The sequence below is a fragment of the Enterococcus sp. AZ040 genome (assembly GCF_050499185.1).
Classification (GTDB): Bacteria; Bacillota; Bacilli; order Lactobacillales; family Enterococcaceae; genus Enterococcus_D; species Enterococcus_D entomosocium.
The window spans coordinates 824,176-843,273 of record NZ_JBMHEW010000001.1; the positions used below are offsets into that span (position 1 = coordinate 824,176).

Annotated in this window: 17 protein-coding genes, 1 tRNA gene and 2 pseudogenes; 16 read left to right on the forward strand and 4 right to left on the reverse strand. The window is 41.3% G+C overall.

Annotation, left to right across the window (positions count from 1 at the left end):
* The first annotated feature begins 200 nt into the window (after positions 1-200).
* Genes IGK63_RS03715 through IGK63_RS03725 form a run of 3 tightly spaced genes read left to right on the forward strand, consistent with a single transcriptional unit; the run spans position 201 to position 2,682 of the window.
* Positions 201-1,277 carry an ABC transporter permease gene (locus IGK63_RS03715; RefSeq protein ID WP_016613760.1) on the forward strand — a complete coding sequence of 359 codons (1,077 nt, stop codon included), beginning with the start codon at positions 201-203 and terminating at the stop codon, positions 1,275-1,277.
* 5 nt (positions 1,278-1,282) lie between these two features.
* Positions 1,283-1,984: an ABC transporter ATP-binding protein gene (locus IGK63_RS03720; protein ID WP_008377215.1), complete on the forward strand. Its 702-nt coding sequence runs from the start codon at positions 1,283-1,285 to the stop codon at positions 1,982-1,984.
* Between the two features lie 47 nt (positions 1,985-2,031).
* Positions 2,032-2,682 carry a TetR/AcrR family transcriptional regulator gene (locus tag IGK63_RS03725; protein WP_429972438.1) on the forward strand — a complete coding sequence of 217 codons (651 nt, stop codon included), beginning with the start codon at positions 2,032-2,034 and terminating at the stop codon, positions 2,680-2,682.
* A 115-nt stretch (positions 2,683-2,797) separates the two neighbouring features.
* On the opposite strand, the gene IGK63_RS03730 is transcribed toward IGK63_RS03725, so the two are convergent.
* Both IGK63_RS03730 and IGK63_RS03735 read right to left on the reverse strand, forming a co-directional pair.
* A complete protein-coding gene (locus tag IGK63_RS03730) occupies positions 2,798-4,225 on the reverse strand; it encodes an APC family permease (RefSeq protein ID WP_005225272.1) in 1,428 nt (475 codons plus the stop codon).
* A 559-nt stretch (positions 4,226-4,784) separates the two neighbouring features.
* A pseudogene (locus tag IGK63_RS03735) lies at positions 4,785-5,324 on the reverse strand (hypothetical protein).
* Positions 5,325-5,465: 141 nt separating this feature from the next.
* On the opposite strand from IGK63_RS03735, the gene IGK63_RS03740 reads away from it, so the two are divergent.
* The 5 genes from IGK63_RS03740 to IGK63_RS03760 all read left to right on the forward strand — a co-directional run bounded on the left by IGK63_RS03740 (position 5,466) and on the right by IGK63_RS03760 (position 10,339).
* The gene (locus IGK63_RS03740) at positions 5,466-7,943 is read left to right on the forward strand and encodes a vitamin B12-dependent ribonucleotide reductase (RefSeq protein ID WP_016613763.1); all 2,478 of its coding nucleotides are present in this window, start codon (positions 5,466-5,468) and stop codon (positions 7,941-7,943) included.
* Positions 7,944-8,028: 85 nt separating this feature from the next.
* Positions 8,029-8,418 carry a DUF4430 domain-containing protein gene (locus IGK63_RS03745; protein WP_016613764.1) on the forward strand — a complete coding sequence of 130 codons (390 nt, stop codon included), beginning with the start codon at positions 8,029-8,031 and terminating at the stop codon, positions 8,416-8,418.
* Positions 8,419-8,956: 538 nt separating this feature from the next.
* A complete protein-coding gene (locus tag IGK63_RS03750; RefSeq protein ID WP_005237399.1) occupies positions 8,957-9,445 on the forward strand; it encodes an AAA family ATPase in 489 nt (162 codons plus the stop codon).
* A gap of 391 nt (positions 9,446-9,836) precedes the next feature.
* On the forward strand, positions 9,837-10,088 hold the full coding sequence (locus IGK63_RS03755) for a type II toxin-antitoxin system Phd/YefM family antitoxin (protein WP_005237397.1): 252 nt from the start codon (positions 9,837-9,839) through the stop codon (positions 10,086-10,088).
* Between the two features lie 26 nt (positions 10,089-10,114).
* Positions 10,115-10,339 (forward strand): Txe/YoeB family addiction module toxin, encoded by a 225-nt coding sequence (locus IGK63_RS03760; protein WP_016613766.1) that lies wholly within the window; start codon positions 10,115-10,117, stop codon positions 10,337-10,339.
* A 98-nt stretch (positions 10,340-10,437) separates the two neighbouring features.
* Here the strand turns inward: IGK63_RS03760 and IGK63_RS03765 are convergent.
* Together IGK63_RS03765 and IGK63_RS03770 are read right to left on the reverse strand one after the other, a co-directional pair.
* A pseudogene (locus IGK63_RS03765) lies at positions 10,438-10,607 on the reverse strand (ISL3 family transposase); the annotation flags it as partial.
* Between the two features lie 151 nt (positions 10,608-10,758).
* Positions 10,759-10,831, reverse strand: a tRNA-Lys gene (locus tag IGK63_RS03770).
* 269 nt (positions 10,832-11,100) lie between these two features.
* On the opposite strand from IGK63_RS03770, the gene IGK63_RS03775 reads away from it, so the two are divergent.
* The 8 genes from IGK63_RS03775 to IGK63_RS03810 all read left to right on the forward strand — a co-directional run bounded on the left by IGK63_RS03775 (position 11,101) and on the right by IGK63_RS03810 (position 19,006).
* A complete protein-coding gene (locus IGK63_RS03775) occupies positions 11,101-11,667 on the forward strand; it encodes a DUF1836 domain-containing protein (protein ID WP_034872437.1) in 567 nt (188 codons plus the stop codon).
* Complete coding sequence (locus tag IGK63_RS03780; RefSeq protein ID WP_005225280.1) at positions 11,660-12,520, forward strand: DegV family protein; 861 nt, start codon at positions 11,660-11,662, stop codon at positions 12,518-12,520. Before IGK63_RS03775 ends, IGK63_RS03780 begins: the two co-directional genes overlap by 8 nt.
* A 132-nt stretch (positions 12,521-12,652) precedes the next feature.
* Positions 12,653-13,357: a response regulator YycF gene (gene yycF / locus IGK63_RS03785; protein ID WP_010747607.1), complete on the forward strand. Its 705-nt coding sequence runs from the start codon at positions 12,653-12,655 to the stop codon at positions 13,355-13,357.
* Between the two features lie 3 nt (positions 13,358-13,360).
* On the forward strand, positions 13,361-15,202 hold the full coding sequence (gene walK / locus IGK63_RS03790; protein ID WP_008377228.1) for a cell wall metabolism sensor histidine kinase WalK: 1,842 nt from the start codon (positions 13,361-13,363) through the stop codon (positions 15,200-15,202).
* Entirely contained in the window at positions 15,199-16,509 is a 1,311-nt protein-coding gene (locus IGK63_RS03795) for a YycH family regulatory protein (RefSeq protein ID WP_016613769.1), read from the forward strand. The genes walK and IGK63_RS03795 overlap by 4 nt, the downstream gene beginning before the upstream one ends.
* On the forward strand, positions 16,510-17,364 hold the full coding sequence (locus tag IGK63_RS03800; RefSeq protein ID WP_016613770.1) for a two-component system regulatory protein YycI: 855 nt from the start codon (positions 16,510-16,512) through the stop codon (positions 17,362-17,364).
* Between the two features lie 55 nt (positions 17,365-17,419).
* A complete protein-coding gene (locus tag IGK63_RS03805) occupies positions 17,420-18,226 on the forward strand; it encodes an MBL fold metallo-hydrolase (RefSeq protein ID WP_005237390.1) in 807 nt (268 codons plus the stop codon).
* Between the two features lie 42 nt (positions 18,227-18,268).
* Positions 18,269-19,006: a MurR/RpiR family transcriptional regulator gene (locus tag IGK63_RS03810; RefSeq protein WP_034872439.1), complete on the forward strand. Its 738-nt coding sequence runs from the start codon at positions 18,269-18,271 to the stop codon at positions 19,004-19,006.
* Positions 19,007-19,098: the final 92 nt, after the last annotated feature.

The window sequence follows — 19,098 nt, forward strand, 5'->3', positions numbered from 1 at the left end:
TTTTACGCGAAACGCCCAATATTCAACTCTCTTTATTCACACTCCTTTAGGAAAAAACATCCTCAGTGAATGACAGAAAAAGAATGATCGATCAACCTTACAAACTTTCCGAGTTGTAAAAAGTGACAAAGTGTCACCTTATGTGGTATTCTTCAAAAAGTGACACTTTGTCAATATTTGGAAAGTAGGAGGAAAGAACAATGTTTCTGGCTATAAAAGAAATGCGTTATTCAAAATTAAGATATGGGTTGATCGTAGGAATCATGTTTTTGATCGCCTATGTTGTTTTTATATTGTCTGGCTTAGCTACCGGACTTAACTGGGATTTTAAAAAGGCCATCGTCGACTGGGATTCATCCGCGATCGTTTTATCAGAAGATGCGAATGACACATTTGCGGCTTCGCAATTGACGAGAGGGGATTTAGACCGTGTAGAAGGGACACAAAAAGCCCCAATTGGTTTATACAGCAGTGTCATTACGGTCAACGATGAACAAGTCAATGTGACTGTTTTTGGTACACAAGACGATGCGTTCTTGTTACCAGAAGTCTTAGAGGGCAAGCTGTTTTCAAAAGAAAATGAGATCACGATTTCAGAAAACTTAGCAGAAGAAGGTATCAAGGTCGGGGATCAAGTGAAAATCGGACGCTCAGATGAAACCTTCAAAGTCGTTGGGATCACCCCAGAAACGTCTTATACGGTGTCACCAGTGATTTATACTTCCCTCGATACTTGGACGAAAATGAAGTTTGCTAATCAACCATTTGCATCTGACAAGGAGCAGCCAATCAATATCATTGTGACCAAATCAAGTGATCCGAAAGTCAATAACCAGGAAGGAACCCAGCTCAAAGTGTTGGCAACGGAAGACTTTATTGAAAAGCTTCCCGGATTTTCTGCCCAAAACTTGACCTTAAATGCCATGATCTACTTCTTGTTTGTTGTTGCAACGGCAATCGTGGGGATTTTCATGTATGTGATCACCCTACAAAAAACAGCGATTTTTGGTGTGATGAAAGCCCAAGGGATTCGGACCAGCTTCATTGCCAAATCAATTATTGCGCAAGCATTTATGGTAGGAGTGATCGGGGTAGCCCTAGCCTTTGCGGCGGCATACGGCACCAGCTTGTTTTTACCAGATGCCATGCCATTTTTCTTTGAATTAAAGCAATGGCTGCTTTATAGCGGCATCTTGATTCTCGTGGCAGTTCTAGGCGGCTTATTCTCCATTCGGACGGTCACAAAAGTCGATCCAATAACGGCAATAGGAGGGTAACAAAGATGAAAGACATTTTAGTAATGAAGGATATTATAAAAAAATTTGGCAAGCAGCATACCGAAGTAACGGCACTAAAAGGACTGAATTTTCACGTTCAAGAAGGGGAGTTTGTCAGTATCATCGGTCCTTCTGGTTCAGGAAAAAGTACCTTTTTGACCATCGCTGGCGGCTTACAAAGTCCAACAGCCGGAGAGATCATCATCAACCAGGTCAACTTTTCCCAATTAAATGAAAAGCAACGAGGGAAGTTGCGTTTTAAAGAGATTGGGTTTATCTTGCAAAGCTCGAATTTGATCCCTTTTCTAACAGTAAAGGAACAATTTTATTTGGTCGACAAAGTTTCAGGAAAAGCCAAGGAAAAGGAACGGATTGATGAATTGCTTGCTTCATTAGATATTCTCGATCTTCAAGACAAGTTTCCCCGCGATTTATCTGGTGGGGAACGTCAACGAGTAGCGATCGGCAGGGCCTTGTTTAATGACCCAAGCTTGATTTTAGCGGATGAACCAACTGCCAGCTTAGACACCGATCATGCGTATGAAGTCGTGAAGTTATTAGTGAAAGAAGCGCATGAGAAAAAGAAAGCGACAGTTATGGTCACCCACGACGAGCGAATGATCCAATGGAGTGATCGCATTTTCCGAATGGAAGATGGCAATCTGATCGAACAAAACGCCCCATCAAGAGAAACTGCACAAGTCTGAGTGGAAAAGTAGAGGGATTTGTTTATAATAGAGGGAGTAGATTGCGAATGATGGAGGAGAATCCCTTGCCAAGTACAACATTTTTTCATTTAAAACAAGAGAAAAAAGAAAAAATCGATGCCGTGCTTTTAGAAGAATTTTTTAGCAAGCATATCAGTCAAGTCAAGGTCTCTGCCATCGTCGAAAAATCGCACATTTCTAGAGGGGCGTTTTACAAGTACTTTCAAAACTTAGAAGATGCCTATGACTATGCGATCACCAACTATTCCAACCAAATCCATTCTGCGATTTTTACGTTTATCAATCGCAACAAAAATGATTTTTTCAAAGGGATCGAAGAATACTTGGCTTGGTGCAGTCAATGGTCACCTGAAGATGATCATTGGAAAATGATCCACTTATGTACCCAAAGCAATGCCTGGACGAAGCGCGATGCGATCCCTGACGATTCGCCCATGATTCGCCAATGGTTGGAGCTGTTGGAAGAAAATCGCTTCACGATCCATGATACGCAAGAAGCCGTCAGTTTCCTTTACTTTATTATGGCGGTCGTGATGGATAGTCTGACAGATTTTATTTCGAATGAATGGACCGCAAAAGAGCTGATCAAAGATTTCCGCTATAAGGTGCAGTGGATCAAGTATGGAATCAAAAAGGACAACAAAGAGTACAACAAAGAGTACAACAAAGAGGAATGAACGCTTCGGCAAGAGGATGGATCAAATACCGCACGCGGCGGAGAAGTTCATTTACAAAGAAAGAGGTGCCCGACAACCGAAATAGTTGTCGGACACCTTTTTTTTGAGCAAATGATTATTTTTTATTTACACGTTTCGCAATGATTGGCAAGATCAAGCCAATCAAAAGAAAGGCGATCGGCGTAATGATATTTAAGGCCAATTGGAAGAACCAAGCTTGCGGATCTGCCGCATAATCAAGCTTAGGAACCATCCCTAAAATGCAGGCAAAGGCCGTGAACAAGAAGCACCATAAGCCAATCCCAAAGCCAACTTTGGTGTTTTTCACGAATTTATAATCGGAAGTAAAGCGATTGGCGTGTTTGTTGACTAGCATAAAGGCTAAGAAGACCCATAAGTAACGCAGTGGCATGACAACTGAATTCAAGTTCAGCAACCAACGGTACAGTTCGGTCATATTGCCGATTCCTAGTGCTGGAATAATGATCAAAATGCTTACCAGGATACCAGTCATAATATATCCATTTACTGGTGTTCCTTTTTTGTTTAGTTTTGCTAAGCCATTTGGTACAAATTCTGAATCAGCATCAGACAGTAATATTTTCAATGGGGCATCAATTGAAAAGGCCAAAGCAGAGATTTGCGCCAACGCATTGGCGATGGAATAAAGAATGACAAAGAAGTTGCCGATTCCGTAGAAGTTTCCAAGTCGTTGAAAGGCTTCATAAGCGCCGTTGACCATCAAATCTTCTGGAATATGGTTGGCATCAAAAAGCATCCCCATAGCAATCGAGCCGAGCAAGGCACATAACGCCACCATACCGGCTAAAAAGATCATGCCTTTTGGAAATTCTTTTGCAGGATTTTTTGTGTTATTTACGTAAGGCGAGATTTTTTCACAGCCGCCTACCGCAAATACCAGCATCGAGATCGTGGTTAAATAGGTAAAGTCAAATTTAGGGATATAGGTTGAAACAGATGACATGTTTGGTGTAGCAATTTCAGCACCAGTCATTGCTGGAGCGGTGACTGCTAAAAGAATAAAAAGAATCGACATCACGAACATGGCTGTTCCCGCGATGTTCCCAATCATTTTTAAGGTCGTCAATCCTTTAGAGGCAATCCATAAAAAGAATAGAAAAATAGCTAAACAAATCAACGAGACTTCCATGGAACCCATCGTCGATACAAATGTACCATTTCCTTTAAATAACCAACTCAAGGACACTAAGATTCCTTGAGGTTTTTGTGCCAAATAGGGCACGTGCACGACCCAATAAGTCCAAGCAGCAAAAAAAGCCAACCGCTTTGTTGAGGTTTCTTTGATCCATGAGGAGACCCCACCACTTGACTCTTTGAAGGTCGATCCTAACTGACCAACACTTAATGCATAGGGTACAAAATAAAGAGCCATAATTAATAGCCACGAAACAACAACAGTCAATCCTTGTTGAGCGTAATTGTTTACAACATTTCCCAGTCCCCAAACAGAGACGAACGCCATCAGCGCAATATTATACCAGCGTAATTGTTTCTCATTCATCGCTTTCTCCTTCTTAAAATGATTTTTCTGACTGGTTAAAATAGAGCGTTTTTTGAAATTTAGTGAGAAAAAAATTTCTTTCCATAAGCGCTTGATCACTATCAAGTTTCTTATGCACTTTTTCACAAATGTCAAAGGTCAAATTGAATAAAAAAATTTCAGCTGCTCTTTTTTATCCAGTCATTGATTTTCCATAGTTAGGATAAACCTCTGAATTCTTTTGGTCAAGAAAAATTAAATTGTTATTTAAAAAAAATAATAAATTTCTGATGATAGAAAAAGCAAACATCATCATTCATTAATAATCTGAAAGAAATGCTACTACATTCGGTCAAGGGCGTGGATGAAATAGAGAACGTTTCATTTAAATGAATGGACGCATAAAGATGAAAGAAACCCTTTCGAAAGGCTTTTAGCTGGTACTTTTTGGATAGATTTTTAAGCAAAGGAAACAGAAGAGTAGTCGTAGCTTTTTTGTTTTTCTAACAATAACTTTACGCTAACATTCTTTCAAAGAAACACGAAAACAAAGTTAGCCGGATTCTTCATTCCATCGAAATCACTGGTTTTTTTTCTTCAATTTATAGGAGTTGGGTGTTATTCGCTCAAATACTGGCCATAAAAGCAAATAAAAGACGAAGTTTCCACTGGCATGAAAGAAATCGAACAGTAGTCCTTGAAGGTAATAGGCAAGAAACGAAGGAAACTGATAAAGCCAAACCTCCATCAACGAAACGATCAAGCCATAAAGAAGTCCGCAAAGAAAGGCAAAGAAAGCTTGCAGGATACGATTTTTCTTGATGATCGGGATTTTTCCAAGCTGTTGAAAAAGAACGATGGTGCCGGTAAGTGCAGCCAATTGACTGATCGTTCAGGGACCCATGCCTAAATAGATATTTGTTCCGAGCAAACTTAGCAAGGCAATCATCAACGCATCGGTTAAGCAGTAAGAAAAAGCCACTAAAAATAAAAGGGCACTCATAGGCTGAACGTTAGGGATAAAGACAAAAACCAACCGTCCAACGATACACGCTGCGGTGAGCAGTGCTAAATGAGAAATTCTTTGAACGGAGAATACCTTGGATTGGGGAGGAAGCATGAAAATCGCCGACTTTCTAATTGATAATCATTCTCATTATACATGGAAAATAATATAATTCAAGATTGAAATACACATCATATAGTACGATAATAAAAACGGAGCACAATATGTTGTGTTTTTAGAAGGAGAGGGAAAGAAATGGACTACAAAAAACAAACGATTGAGAAATTGAACGAGGATATCAAGTTGTTCCAAGAAGTTTCGGCGATCACACCGGAAATGACCAAAACATTTGAGGGAATCGCTCGTTTGATTATGTTGGATCGTTACTCATTCAAGGATCAAACCCATCAAACGTTGGGTAAGGATGATTTGGTGATTTTGACAACGAAAGCTGATCCTAAATATCCTGCACGAGGAATCGGTATTGTGAAAGCAATCGATGGGGAACTAGTCTCTATCGAAGTGGAAGAGGCCTATCGTTCAGCGTTAGAAGATACTGATGAACAAGCCAGTGGACTTGTGAAAAGAAGAAAAAGTGACATTGAAAAACCGTTAGAACTCTTTTTTGAGCAAGTGGCGCATCGTGTTGCCAAAGGGATTTCTGCCAACGAGTCCCATGACCAGGAGCGCTTCCTTGAGACGTTTTACCAACAAATCGTGGCGCAAAACCTAATTCCCGCAGGCAGAGTACTTTATGGAGCAGGAACAAATTCTCAAGTTACCTACTTCAATTGCTTTGTGATGCCTTTCATCCATGATTCCCGAAAAGGGATTGCTGTCCATCGACAAGAAGTCATGGAAATCATGAGTCGTGGTGGTGGGGTTGGAACCAATGGGTCGACCTTGCGACCAAAATCAAGTGTGGTCCACGGCGTCAGCGGTCGGTCTTCTGGGGCAGTTTCTTGGTTGAATGATTTGGCGAACTTGACGAACCTTGTCGAACAAGGAGGTAGTCGTCGCGGAGCGCAGATGATTATGATGGCAGATTGGCATCCAGATATTTTTACGTTTATTCTTTCTAAAGTTCAAAATCCTGCTGTATTGCTTCATCTGAAAAAAACAGTCACGAATACAGCAATCAAACAACTGATCAATGAAAAACTGCAATTTGATCCTTTGACAAAAATGGAAGAAAGAATGTTCACTTATCTAGCGCAACTGCCTGAATCGTCAGATAAGGAACATAATGACATGATCCAAAAGGCAAAAGAAAAATTGCGAATAGGTGGCAGCTATACGGTAAAAGAAAGTGATTTCTTAACTGGTGCGAATATTTCAGTCTGCTTGACAGGAGAATTCATGGAAGCAGTGAAGACAGATGGGTGGTATGAGCTGCGCTTTCCAGATATTGATAATTATTCAGAAGCAGAGATGGCGCAATATGATGCAAAATGGGCGGAAGTCGGGGATGTGCGAGAATGGGCAGCAGCTGGTCATAAAGTCAAAACCTATCAAAGGATCAAAGCTCGTGAGTTATGGGAGTTGATTACTTTTTGTGCAACGTATTCTGCTGAGCCTGGTATTTTCTTTATCGATAATGCCAACAAGATGACGAATGCTACAGCATACGGACAAAAAGTCGTGGCAACCAATCCGTGCGGTGAACAGCCCCTAACCCCTTATGCCGTCTGTAACTTGGCAGCCATCAATCTCGCAAACATGGCGGATCGCCAGAAAGGCACCGTTGATTTTGCCAAACTAAAAGAAACCGTGAAAACAGCAGTTCGTTTCCAAGACAATGTTATTGACGCAACGCCTTACTTTTTTGACAAAAATGAGCAGCAGGCGAAAGGGGAAAGACGTGTTGGATTAGGGATCATGGGCTTGGCAGATTTATTGATCTACTGTGGGAAAAAATACGGATCGGCAGAAGGGAATCAATTCGTTGATCAAATTTTCGAGGCAATGGCAGTCACTGCCTATGAGGCATCCATTGAATTGGCGAAAGAAAAAGGCAGCTTTCCCTTCCTGATTGGAAAAAATGACCAAGAGACGCAAGCGTTGCGGAAGAAATTTGTCGATACAGGATACATGAAAAAAATGCCAGCGCACATCCACGAAGGCGTGCTGCGATTCGGCATTCGTAACTCTCATCTTTTGACCGTTGCACCAACAGGATCGACAGGCACGATGACGGGAGTTTCAACCGGTTTAGAACCTTACTACTCCTTTTCTTATTTTAGAAGCGGTCGACTAGGTAAGTTTATTGAAATCAATGCGGAGATCGTTGACGAATACCTGATGGATCATCCTGAAAGAACCAAAGCGCAGTTGCCGGCATGGTTCATTTCCGCTATGGAGTTGACGCCCGAAGAACATGTCGGTGTGCAATGCACCATTCAACGTTGGGTGGATAGCTCCATTTCAAAAACGGTCAATGCACCAAAAGGATATACAGTAAGCCAAGTAGCCAAGGTTTATCGAGATCTTTATGAAGGAGGAGCCAAAGGAGGAACCGTCTATGTAGATGGCAGCCGAGATTCACAAGTACTTACCTTAGAAGCGGTAGAAAATGAGCTGACCGCACAAGTTGAACCGCTGCCTGTCGTTCAAGTAGATGAACCCGTCGTCTCTGGTGAAATCTGCCCCATCTGCCATGAAGGAACCATTGAGGAAATCGGCGGCTGTAGTACCTGCACAAACTGTAAAATCCAATTAAAATGCGGGCTCTAAAAGGATACAGGATTGATAGAGCAAGTCTTATCCGCATATTGGATAAAAAAGATTTGTATTTTGACTATTGGCGAGGAAGAAATAGATGAAAAAAGTATTTGTCGTATTTATGCTAGTGAGCACATTACTCGTCGCTACAGGATGCCAACAGGCAAGTGTAACGTCAGAAAGCACGCAGCAAAGTTCCTTGAAGCAAGAACAAGGAACAGCTACGATCGTCATCCAAAATCAAGAAGATGTGACCTCAAAAGAAGTAACGTTCCGAGAAAATGAGTCGCTGATGGAAGTAATGAAAGAAAACTTTGCGATCAAAGAAAAAGATGGCTTTATCACCTCGATCAACGGCATCAGCCAAGATCAAAAAGCCAATCTATTTTGGGTCTATACCGTCAATGACGAAATGACCGATAAAGGGACACAAGCGTTGATTTTAAAGAACAATGACACTATCACATTTGATTTGAAAGCATTCTGATTTGTTTGATTCTAAGGATCTTTATTGGTGCAAAAGAACTTGCACATAAAGATCTTTATCTATACAGATAGACTCTTGCGTTGATTTTGGAGGTAGTTTTGCATTCAAGTTCTATTCAAGAGTCTATTCTTGTTTTTCTATCATAGTTTGGAGTGGTGGCTTATTTTATTTTAAAATTGGAATAATAGAAATAAAGATACCATTACATACATAAGTTTTAGCCATGATGTTTCTTTCGTATTTTGGCTTGCGTTCCTATTTTTTGTAGAAAATAATTTTTTTATAGTAGAGTGGAAATGGACAAAAATTTGATTTATCCGTTAGCTTAAGTGGCTAACGCTTCTATTCTCTAATATATGGTTTTACTTACTATTTTTCTTGCGATTGTTTCCCAATCTGCTTGTTGTTCATAAAAACAATGTTATCATTGTATCATCAGATGTGGGTGGCGAACAGTGGTCTAAAACACGAGCGTTGATTACAAATAAGGTTTTTTCGTTCTCTTTGTTTATTGATCAGAAAAGGTAGGAGGAGAATAATGGTTGAGGTACTTTTGATGTGTGGCGTTAGTGGTGCAGGCAAAACCACTTACTCAAAACAAAAAGAGCAAGAAGGTTATGTAAGATTAGCAATAGATGAATTAATTTGGGAAGACTATGGCGTTTATGGTGTTGATTACCCTTCGGAAAAATATGCAAAAGTTTCGTCATTATCTTCAGTTAAATTGAAAGAGCTTACAGTAAGGGCTGTTCAAGAAGGAAAAAACGTAGTTGTCGATTCTAGTTTTTGGGCTAAAAGTCACCGAGACGCTTATAGAGAACTACTGGCAGCATATGATGTGACGATTAAAGTAATCTATCTAAAAGCTGATTATGATACTTTACGAAAACGATTAGCGATCAGAAATAAAGTCCAGACTGCAAATTCCGCTTTTCCTATTACAGAAGAAATCCTTCAACGGTTTTTTTCAGGATTCGAAGAACCGATAAATGAAGATGAAGTAGTGATTGAGCAAAAGAATAAATGAAGTAGCATCAAAATGTTTTTACTCCTTTTCAATACATTTAGTCTTATTACTGTGCAGGACACAAAGGACAGTCATACTAGAAGCAAAACAGTGATTGGCAATTTCTTTTCTTGTTGCATTCTTCGATTAATAAACGGATCAAAAAGCAATCCGCTGAAGACAAAATGACTATGACAGCTGTTAAAGACCAAGAATCAATACAAGAAACCGCCCATTTGGTAAATAGGACGGCAAACAGTAAGCACTTTGAGCAATCGAAACCACAAGTTAAGGCTCAAAAAACGATTACTACAAGACTTGAAGACTTGTAAGAAAAATTAAATATATTCTTCCTCTTTATTTACGTACGTTATAATATGCTTAAGATTTTTAAATAGAAGGAGGAGAAAACATGGAAGTAATTACACCAACGAATGCAAGAAAAAACCTTTATGGAATCATTAAGCATGTTGTGGCTGACAGTCAACCTGTAGAAATTGCGAGTACAAAAGAGGAAGAAAGCGTCATCATGATTAGTAAGAGCGATTGGAACTCCTTACAAGAAACGCTCAACTTACAAAATGTGGGTGTACTTGATCGGATCAAACACTTTGAGAATGAAGAAAGTGAAGACTTAGGTGAAATTGATTGGGATAGAATGTAAAGATCAAAAAGAATGCTCGCAAAGATTTGTCTAAATTGAAGAGTATCAATCTAACTAGTAAGTTTGATGAACTGATCAAAGTCATTAAGGAAAATCCTTTTCAAACACCGCCGCCTTACGAAAAATTAACAGGATTACCTTACTGTTCAAGACGTCTCAATATCAAACACAGGTTGGTATACAGCGTGGAAGAAGAGAGTAAAACGATCACGATTCTCTCTGTTTGGTCACACTATGAACGTGGGATATAATATGCTAAACTATTTCGACTCTTTGTCAATAAGGACTGATGAGTCGTACAAAATCAAATCTGGGTCAGAATAAATAGCATTCTGGCTCAGATTTTTTGTTAGCTTACTTTGATTAGTTGATTGATCAAAATGATTCTAATTCTCATGTTCTCAAATGATTTAAATCTGTAGAATACTCGTTTCGTGATCGGTAAATGAGTCATCGTTTGAGTAAGGGAGAGAATCGTATTGAGATGCCTTCTTCATCGCTCAAAAGTTTTTGAAGTTTTACACAGACCTCTTCAAATAAGAAATCCTCTTATCAAAAAAAATCCCTTTATTCGCAAGGTGATAATAATAAACAAAAAAATGGAACAGCATAAATGTTTTCGAAATGCTTTCGCACCAACATTTACCTGTTCCGTGGGTTTGGCACCCAATGGGCCGTGAGGGGCTCGAACCCGCGACCCGCTGATTAAGAGTCAGCTGCTCTACCAACTGAGCTAACGGCCCGTACCAAAAGTACTTCATTATCTTAGCACTCCGGTGTTTAAAAATCAATCATTCTTTTGAAAAAAATGTGCGCTTTTTTCAGTTGGAAAACAGGGGTTATCTTAAAAAAACACCATTCGTTCCCCAATTTCAAATGATAGGAAATTCTTAAAAGATTGATCAGATTGCTTTAAAAACTCAGAAAACCGTGATAAAATGTATCTAGTTATCGAAACTAGATGATTAGTTTGTGATAATCTAACCTTCTGTTAGTCAAAATGGAGGATGACATGGAAAAATTACAATCGGACATGAAAACATGGGGTGAATCGCTGCTGGAATTCCATCTGCCTAGGTGGGAAGAGTTGCCAACCCTGGAACTGTATATGGATCAGGTAATCACTTTGATTGACCAATATTTATCACCTGTGATCCAAACAGAAAAACATCCGCTATTGACCTCTTCTATGGTCAATAATTATGTCAAAAAAGGGATGATCCCCGCACCAGAAAAAAAACGTTACAACCAAAAGCATCTCGCATTTTTGATCGCGATCACGATGCTGAAGCAAGTGTTGACAATTCCAGAAATAAAGACAGGCATCCTTTTTCAAGGGAAAGCTGTCGGAATCAGAAATGCCTATAATGTATTTTGTGAAGAACAAGAAAAAGCAATTCATCTTGTTGGCAAAGAAGCAATGGGAGAGCCCGAGCAAATGGCATCGGAACCAATCCCGATTGAATTAGTGGCCATGAAAGGTGCAACGCGTTCCTTTGCTAATAAATTGTTGGCAGAAAAAACCATCGAATTAGAAGTCATTTATTTAGAAACACATAAAGGAGAAGCCCATGAATAAAGAGAAAATTGCCCTATTAGTTGATTCAGGTACCGATGTTCCCGCACAGATCATGGAGCAATACGGCATGTATATGCTGCCATTGCAAATTATTTACAAGGATCGGACCTATACCGATAAAGTTGATATTACTGCCGAAGAAATTTACGAACGTTTGCCGCAAGAGATTCCTAGTACTTCATTACCTGATGGCGCGGCGATCGGGGAAATCTTTGATCGGATCAAAGCCGATGGGTATGAAAAAGTCTTTGCTGTAACCATCTCCAGCGGATTGAGTGGAACGTTTAATGTTGTTCGCCTGTTAGGTGAACAACGGACGGATCTTGAGGTTTTCGTGCTTGATACGAAAAATATCGGAATCGGTGCAGGGCTGCAAGCGATTCGTGCAGCAGAACTGTTAGAAAAAGGCGTGACTTGGGAAGAACTGCGGGCACAATTAACGAATGAAGTGCCGAAAAACAAAGTCTTTTTCAACGTAGCTACCTTAGAGTATTTACAAAAAGGCGGCCGCATCGGTCTGGTCGCATCCATCTTAGGCAATGCCTTGAAATTGAATCCAATTATCTCTTGTAATGAAGAAGGGATCTACTATACGGTCGCAAAATCTCGTGGACGGAAGAAAAGCTTGGACAAAACCGTTGACTTGATCAAGCAATTCATCGGTGATCATCGCCATGTGCGTTTAGCTGTGGCGCAAGGTGATGCACTGCAAGAAGCCAAAGAAATGAAAGCACGATTAGAAGCCGAATTTCCTAAGGTCAAAGAAATCTTATTTGGACAAATTTCTCCCGCATTAGTCGTCCACACGGGTCCTGGGTTGTTAGGGATCGGTATCCAGCTTTTAGAAGAGTAAAAAAGAAAGGCCCCGTGCCTTTCTTTTTTTGTGCTTTCCTTAAGAATAAGGCCGCGGTTTTTGGGAAAGATGAAAAGCCCGTTTAAATAATGTATAATAAGTAAGAAACCAAAAAAAATTGAGGTGACATTTTTGAAAAAGATCCTAGTCGTGGACGATGAGAAACCAATTTCTGATATCGTCAAATTTAATTTAACCAAAGAAGGATATGAAGTATATACCGCCTATGATGGAGAAGAGGCATTAGAAAAAGTAGCCGAGGTCGATCCTGATCTGATTTTGCTTGATTTGATGCTACCAAAAATGGATGGATTGGAAGTTGCACGGGAAGTGCGCAAAACCCATGACATGCCGATCATCATGGTCACAGCCAAAGATTCTGAAATCGATAAAGTACTAGGCCTTGAGCTTGGTGCGGACGATTATGTAACCAAACCATTTTCAAACCGGGAATTGGTGGCCCGCGTCAAAGCCAATCTGCGTCGCGGCTCGGCAGCTGCGAAGGAAGCAGACGACAATGCCAACAGCGAATTAACGATTGGTGATTTAACAATTCATCCGGATGCCTACATGGTCACTAAAAATGGTGCAGCCATCGAATTGACGCACCGGGAGTTTGAATTGATGCACTACTTGGCAAAACATCTTGGTCAAGTGATGACCCGAGAACATTTATTGCAAACTGTCTGGGGCTATGACTACTTTGGTGATGTCCGAACCGTTGACGTGACGGTGCGCCGTTTGCGTGAAAAAATCGAAGACAGCCCGAGCCATCCAAACTATTTGGTTACTCGTCGCGGAGTGGGCTATTACTTGCGGAACCCAGAACAGGAATAAGCTATGAAAAATAAGGTTCGCTTTTTTCAATCGGTGAACTTCAAAATCGCCCTGACTTTTATCTTGATCTTATTGATTGCGATCCAGATTATCGGGGCGTATTTTATTCGCGAATTGGAAAGAACAACGGTCGATGCCTTCAAACGCGACATGGAGGCACGGGCCAGCACGTTAGTGGTGACATTAGGCTCTGAATTGAGTCGCATGGATAATGATGACGGGTTGGATTGGGATTCCATGAATGCTTCCCTGAATCGAATCTTAACGAGTACCAACTCTTCAGAAATTTTGGAGATGCGGGTGGTGGATGAGCAAGGGATTATTCGTGCAACCACCAATATCAATGATCGTGGCTCGGTGGGAGAAAAAAATGATTACCGTGATTACGATACGAACCGCAGTGAAGTCCTTTATGATGAATCCAGCGGTCAGCGGGTGTTCAATATCGTCCAGTCGATCCAATCACCGACAGGGGATACCGTTTTAGGAACCCTTTATTTACGGAGCAATCTAGAGTCAAAGTACAATGAAGTCAGTACGACGGCGGTCATTTTTGTTACCGCCTCGCTGATAGCGGCAGTGATTTCGATCATTGTGGCACTATTGGTCTCTCGTTCGATTACCCAACCAATTGGAGAGATGCGGGAACAAGCGATTCGCATCGCTAAAGGAGATTATAGCCGCAAGGTCGCGATTCATGGGAAAGATGAATTGGGACAATTGGCGGAAACCTTCAATCAACTAGGGGAACGAATCGAAGAGACTCAAGAGGCGATGGAGTCCGAGCGAAATCGTTTGGATAGTGTCTTATCCCACATGACAGACGGCGTTGTTGCCACCGACCGACGAGGCAAAGTCATAACCATCAATGAGATGGCGATGTCCTTGTTGAATGTCACTAACGAAGAAGCGATCGGGCAGTCGATTTTGACGTTATTGGAAATCGATGAAGAATACACGTTGCGAAAACTTTTGGAAAATCCTGAAGACATGCTTTTGGAACGTCCTAGCAATGATTTGACGGGAACAAATCTGATCTTGCGCATCGATTTCTCCATGATCCGTCGAGAGTCCGGGTTCATTTCCGGTCTAGTTGCGGTAATGCACGATGTCACGGAACAAGAAAAAAATGAGCAGGAACGGCGAGAATTTGTCTCCAACGTTTCCCATGAGTTGCGAACACCTCTAACGAGTATGCGTAGTTACATCGAAGCGCTGAGTGAGGGTGCTTGGAAAGATCCAGAAATTGCGCCGAACTTTCTAAAAGTGACCTTGGATGAAACGGATCGGATGATTCGCATGATCAATGACCTATTGAGTTTGTCGCGGATGGATAGCGGCAATTCGCAACTACAATTGGAATATATCAATTTCAATGAGATGGTTAATTTCGTGTTGGACCGTTTTGACATGATGGTGACGAATGAAAGCAAAAAATATCTGATTCGTCGGGAGTTCACCAAACGAGAATTGTGGGTGGAAGTCGATACGGACAAAATGATCCAAGTGATCGACAACATCATGAATAATGCCATCAAATATTCGCCAGATGGTGGGATTATTACGGTGAAATTGATGGAGACTCATAACAACATCGTCCTTAGCATCAATGACCAAGGACTAGGAATTCCGAAAAAAGATCTCACGAAGATCTTTGATCGTTTTTACCGAGTCGATAAAGCTCGAGCCCGGCAACAAGGAGGTACCGGCTTAGGGTTGGCGATCTCACGTGAAGTCATCAAAGCTCATGGCGGTGCGATTTGGGCGGAAAGTCGAGAAAATCGCGGGTCAACATTTTACATTATGTTGCCGTATGAACCGTATGAGGAGGATTGGTGGGTATGAGAATCTCAGAAAAAATCATTCGAGCAGGTTTAATCGTGATGATCGCATTGAGTTTTTATTTCTCCTATATGATTTGGCTAAATCCGACCGGGTTCAACAATGCCAGCACCGAAACAGATACTGGCGTCAATCCTTCGGTTCAAACGTACAAACAAAAAAGCGATTTGTTTTTGCCCCTATATCTAACATGGAATGATGAAGAGGATATCAAAGAAACCAACTCTGAAGCGGTGATTCGAGAGATCCAAGAGGTGATCAACGAGGCAACGATCAGTGATTTGACCCTGCGAACCTATGGTGAAGAACAGGCTTTTTCGAAAGCCCAAGAGGTCGATCAAGGAATATCCTTAAACTACTATACGACATTTTACTTGAAAGATTACGAGAAAACCTTTGATAAAGAACTGTCCTTAGAGGACGAAAGTGAAACAGAGGCTTTTCCGTTTTCTCGCATCCAGTTTGATCTCGAAGAAAATACGATCCAATTTGTTGACTTTACCCATCAACGAGTAGTTCGAGGCAAGATCGACTGGGATAAAAGCCAAGTAAAACACTTGCTAGCAGACAATCCTCGGGAATGGACGGCAATGAGGACTGATCAAGAACGATCTAGCAATCAATACTATACGCAGGATTCGATCAAGCTAAAAAAATACAGCTACTATTCTTCGACACAGTCTCAGAGTTTGTTCCGAGAAGCCTTTTTCAGCAATCCTAAAAATGTCAAGATCAACGACGAAAGTGTCGATACCTACTATTATGAAGGTGGGCAAAACATGACTGTCTTGCAAGATCAGCAGCAAGTCAAGTTTGAAACCACCACAGACGGTTCCGATGAAATGGATCTGGCAATGTTGAGTGCGGATTACATTATTCGTCTAGGCAATAACTTTGGGACGATCCGCTATTTTGATCAACAAGACAAACACTTGGATTATCGGGTTTTCGTCGAAGGCTATCCAGTCTTTAGTACTGGCGGCCAGGGGGTGATCAGTGTCGCTTTTTCAGAAAGTGGTCAGACCGGCAGTCGTGAAATGACGATTTCTGCCAGCTTGAATGCGATCCAAGTGCCGATTCCTTCTGAAACGGAGATTGAATTGCCTTCTAGTTTGTCAGTCAAAAATGATTTGATTGCGGCAGGGGCTGACCCAGCGTTGTTGCAACAGATCATCGTCGGCTATCAGTGGGGGGAGATCAAAGATGCACCACTGGTTGATTTGACGCCTGCTTGGTATGTCAATTATGACTCGTCTTGGATTAGCTATGATGCATTAATGACAAAATTAGCAGAAACGGAGGAGAATTAATTGGATTTTAAACGAATCGAATGGATTTTTTTCCTCGCTTTTCTTGGTCTGAATGTCTTTTTATTCAATGTTTATAGTGAGGCTCGCAGCGAGCATCAGATGGTTTCACAATCAAACCAAACGATTCCTATCGAACAACGACTTGATTCTGAGGACATTCGGTATTCTGGCGAATTATCAGACGAGGTCTTGAGTGGCTATTATTTGAGCGGTGAACAGACGGATTTTGATGCGGAACTACGAAATCCGCAACTCAATACTCAGTTCAAAAGAGGGTCTACGGTCAAAGGGCAGCAGTTGATCCATGTCTCAACCAATGGCTTTTATATCAGTGATGATTCTCAAACGGAAGAAACCGTCAATGGTTTCTTGCAACGAAAAGACCAAGTCCTGTTTGGGGATGAATATGACTATTTGGAAAACCTCTCTGTCTTGAACGCCAATCATCCGACGGTGGTGGCGGTCCAGTCGTATGAAGACATTCCTTTCAATGACAGCTCAAGTCGGATCGATATCACCTTAGAACAAACGGATGATCTACTGCAGATTGCCCGTTATACGCAAACACATATCTCCAATATTACGCCTCTAAGGGAAAAGATGACGGTCTATTCAGAAAAAGAAGCAGTAAATACGCTTTATCTGAACAACAAGCTGCCAAGTCACTCGAAAATTCTCTGGACGGAATTAGCCTATACGATGATTTTGAAGGTTAGGGAAAAAAACGTGTATATTCCTGCATGGTTTATTGCTTTCCAATTAGATGGCGATGACACCATCCAAATCGAAACGGTCAATGCCTTCAGCAATCGGATCATCACGAATAATGCCGTTCAAAAGGTAGAAAATCCATAAAAAAGCGGGTATAATGGAACTCGTTGAAACAACCAGAGAGGAAGTCACGTAAACCATGATGAAGGAAAATGCCTTTCAAGTAAGTATTCTAGCCAGCGGAAGCTCAGGGAATTCGCTCTATATCGAAAGCAATAAAAAGCGGATCTTAGTGGATGCCGGTTTGAGCGGCAAGAAGATCACTTCATTATTGGATGAAGTAGGGCGCAAACCAGAAGACTTGGACGCCATTCTTGTGACCCACGAACATCGGGACCACATCCACGGTGTTGGAGTACTGGCACGAAAATACAAACTTGATGTCTATGCGAATACAAAAACATGGCAAGCGATGGATCCAATGATCGGTAACGTCGCTGTCGAGCAAAAACATATCTTTGAAATGGGAAAAGTGCTGACCTTGGGTGACTTGGACATTGAAAGCTTTGGCGTCTCTCACGATGCTGCAGCGCCGCAATTTTATCGTTTCCATAAAGACGGCAAATCATTCGTGATGTTGACGGATACCGGTTATTGCAGCGATCATGTGCGAGGCATCATCAAAGGCGCCGATGCATACCTTGTAGAAAGCAACCATGACCTAGAAATGTTGCGAATGGGTCCTTATCCATGGAGTCTCAAGCAGCGGATTCTTGGAGATCGCGGTCACTTATCGAATGAAGATGGCGCACTTGTCATGACGGATATCTTGACCGACAACACCAAACGGGTCTATCTTGGTCATTTAAGTAAAGAAAACAACCTGAAAGAGTTGGCGCACTTAACGATGGTCAACACCATGAAAGAACATGATCTAGGTGTTGGAGAAACGTTTGAAGTCTTTGATACCGATCCTGACAAAGCGACGGAATTATTTGCGATCTAATCGATCATCAGAGCGATGAATTTGTTGGGTGGAGGCAGTGGGATGTTTGATGAAGAAAAAATCAAGACTTTGAACGAGCTTGAAATGGCAGTTTATAAATACATTGTCCAGCATTTTGAAGAGATCGATCAGCTGACGATTCGCGAATTGTCAGCTGCATGCCACGTCTCAACGTCGACGATTTTACGATGTATCACGAAATTGGGCTATCGTGGATATTCAGAGTTAAAGTATGCAATCTGTCAAAAAAAGGAACAAGACGCACGAGCGTTTGATCTTTTCTATGATGCAACGATTCAAGTCAATACATTCTTAAAAAAAGTCAATAATGAAGATTACCGTAAGTTTATCCAGCCGGCAGTAGAATTGATTCTTTCCGCACGCCATGTGGCGTTTTCCGGTATCGGCACAAGCGGCATTCTGGGCACCTATGGCAGTCGCTATTTTGCCAACTTAGGCATCAATGCTTATAGCATCGTTGATCCCTTTTTGCCAGTACCGCCCCGCGGAATGGAAAATACGTTAGCGATCATTTTATCGGTGTCGGGTGAAACCATTCAAATGATCAAGCAAACGGAGGACTTCAAACGCTATGGAGCAAAAGTACTCAGCATCACCAATGATGAAAAATCGACGATCGCCCAAATGGCAGACTACAATATATCGTATTATATGCCCGTCGTAAGTGGCGGAAAAGAAGTCGATTTGAACCTGACAACGCAAGTCCCGGTGATTACATTGATCGAACTTCTAGCCCATCAAGTCTACAAGCAAATCTAAGCGATCGTAAAAAAACAGCTTCGGCTGTTTTTTTTGTTGGAACATGTTTCATAACTTAAAAAAGCTATAGGCAAGGGGAATATTATCCATTA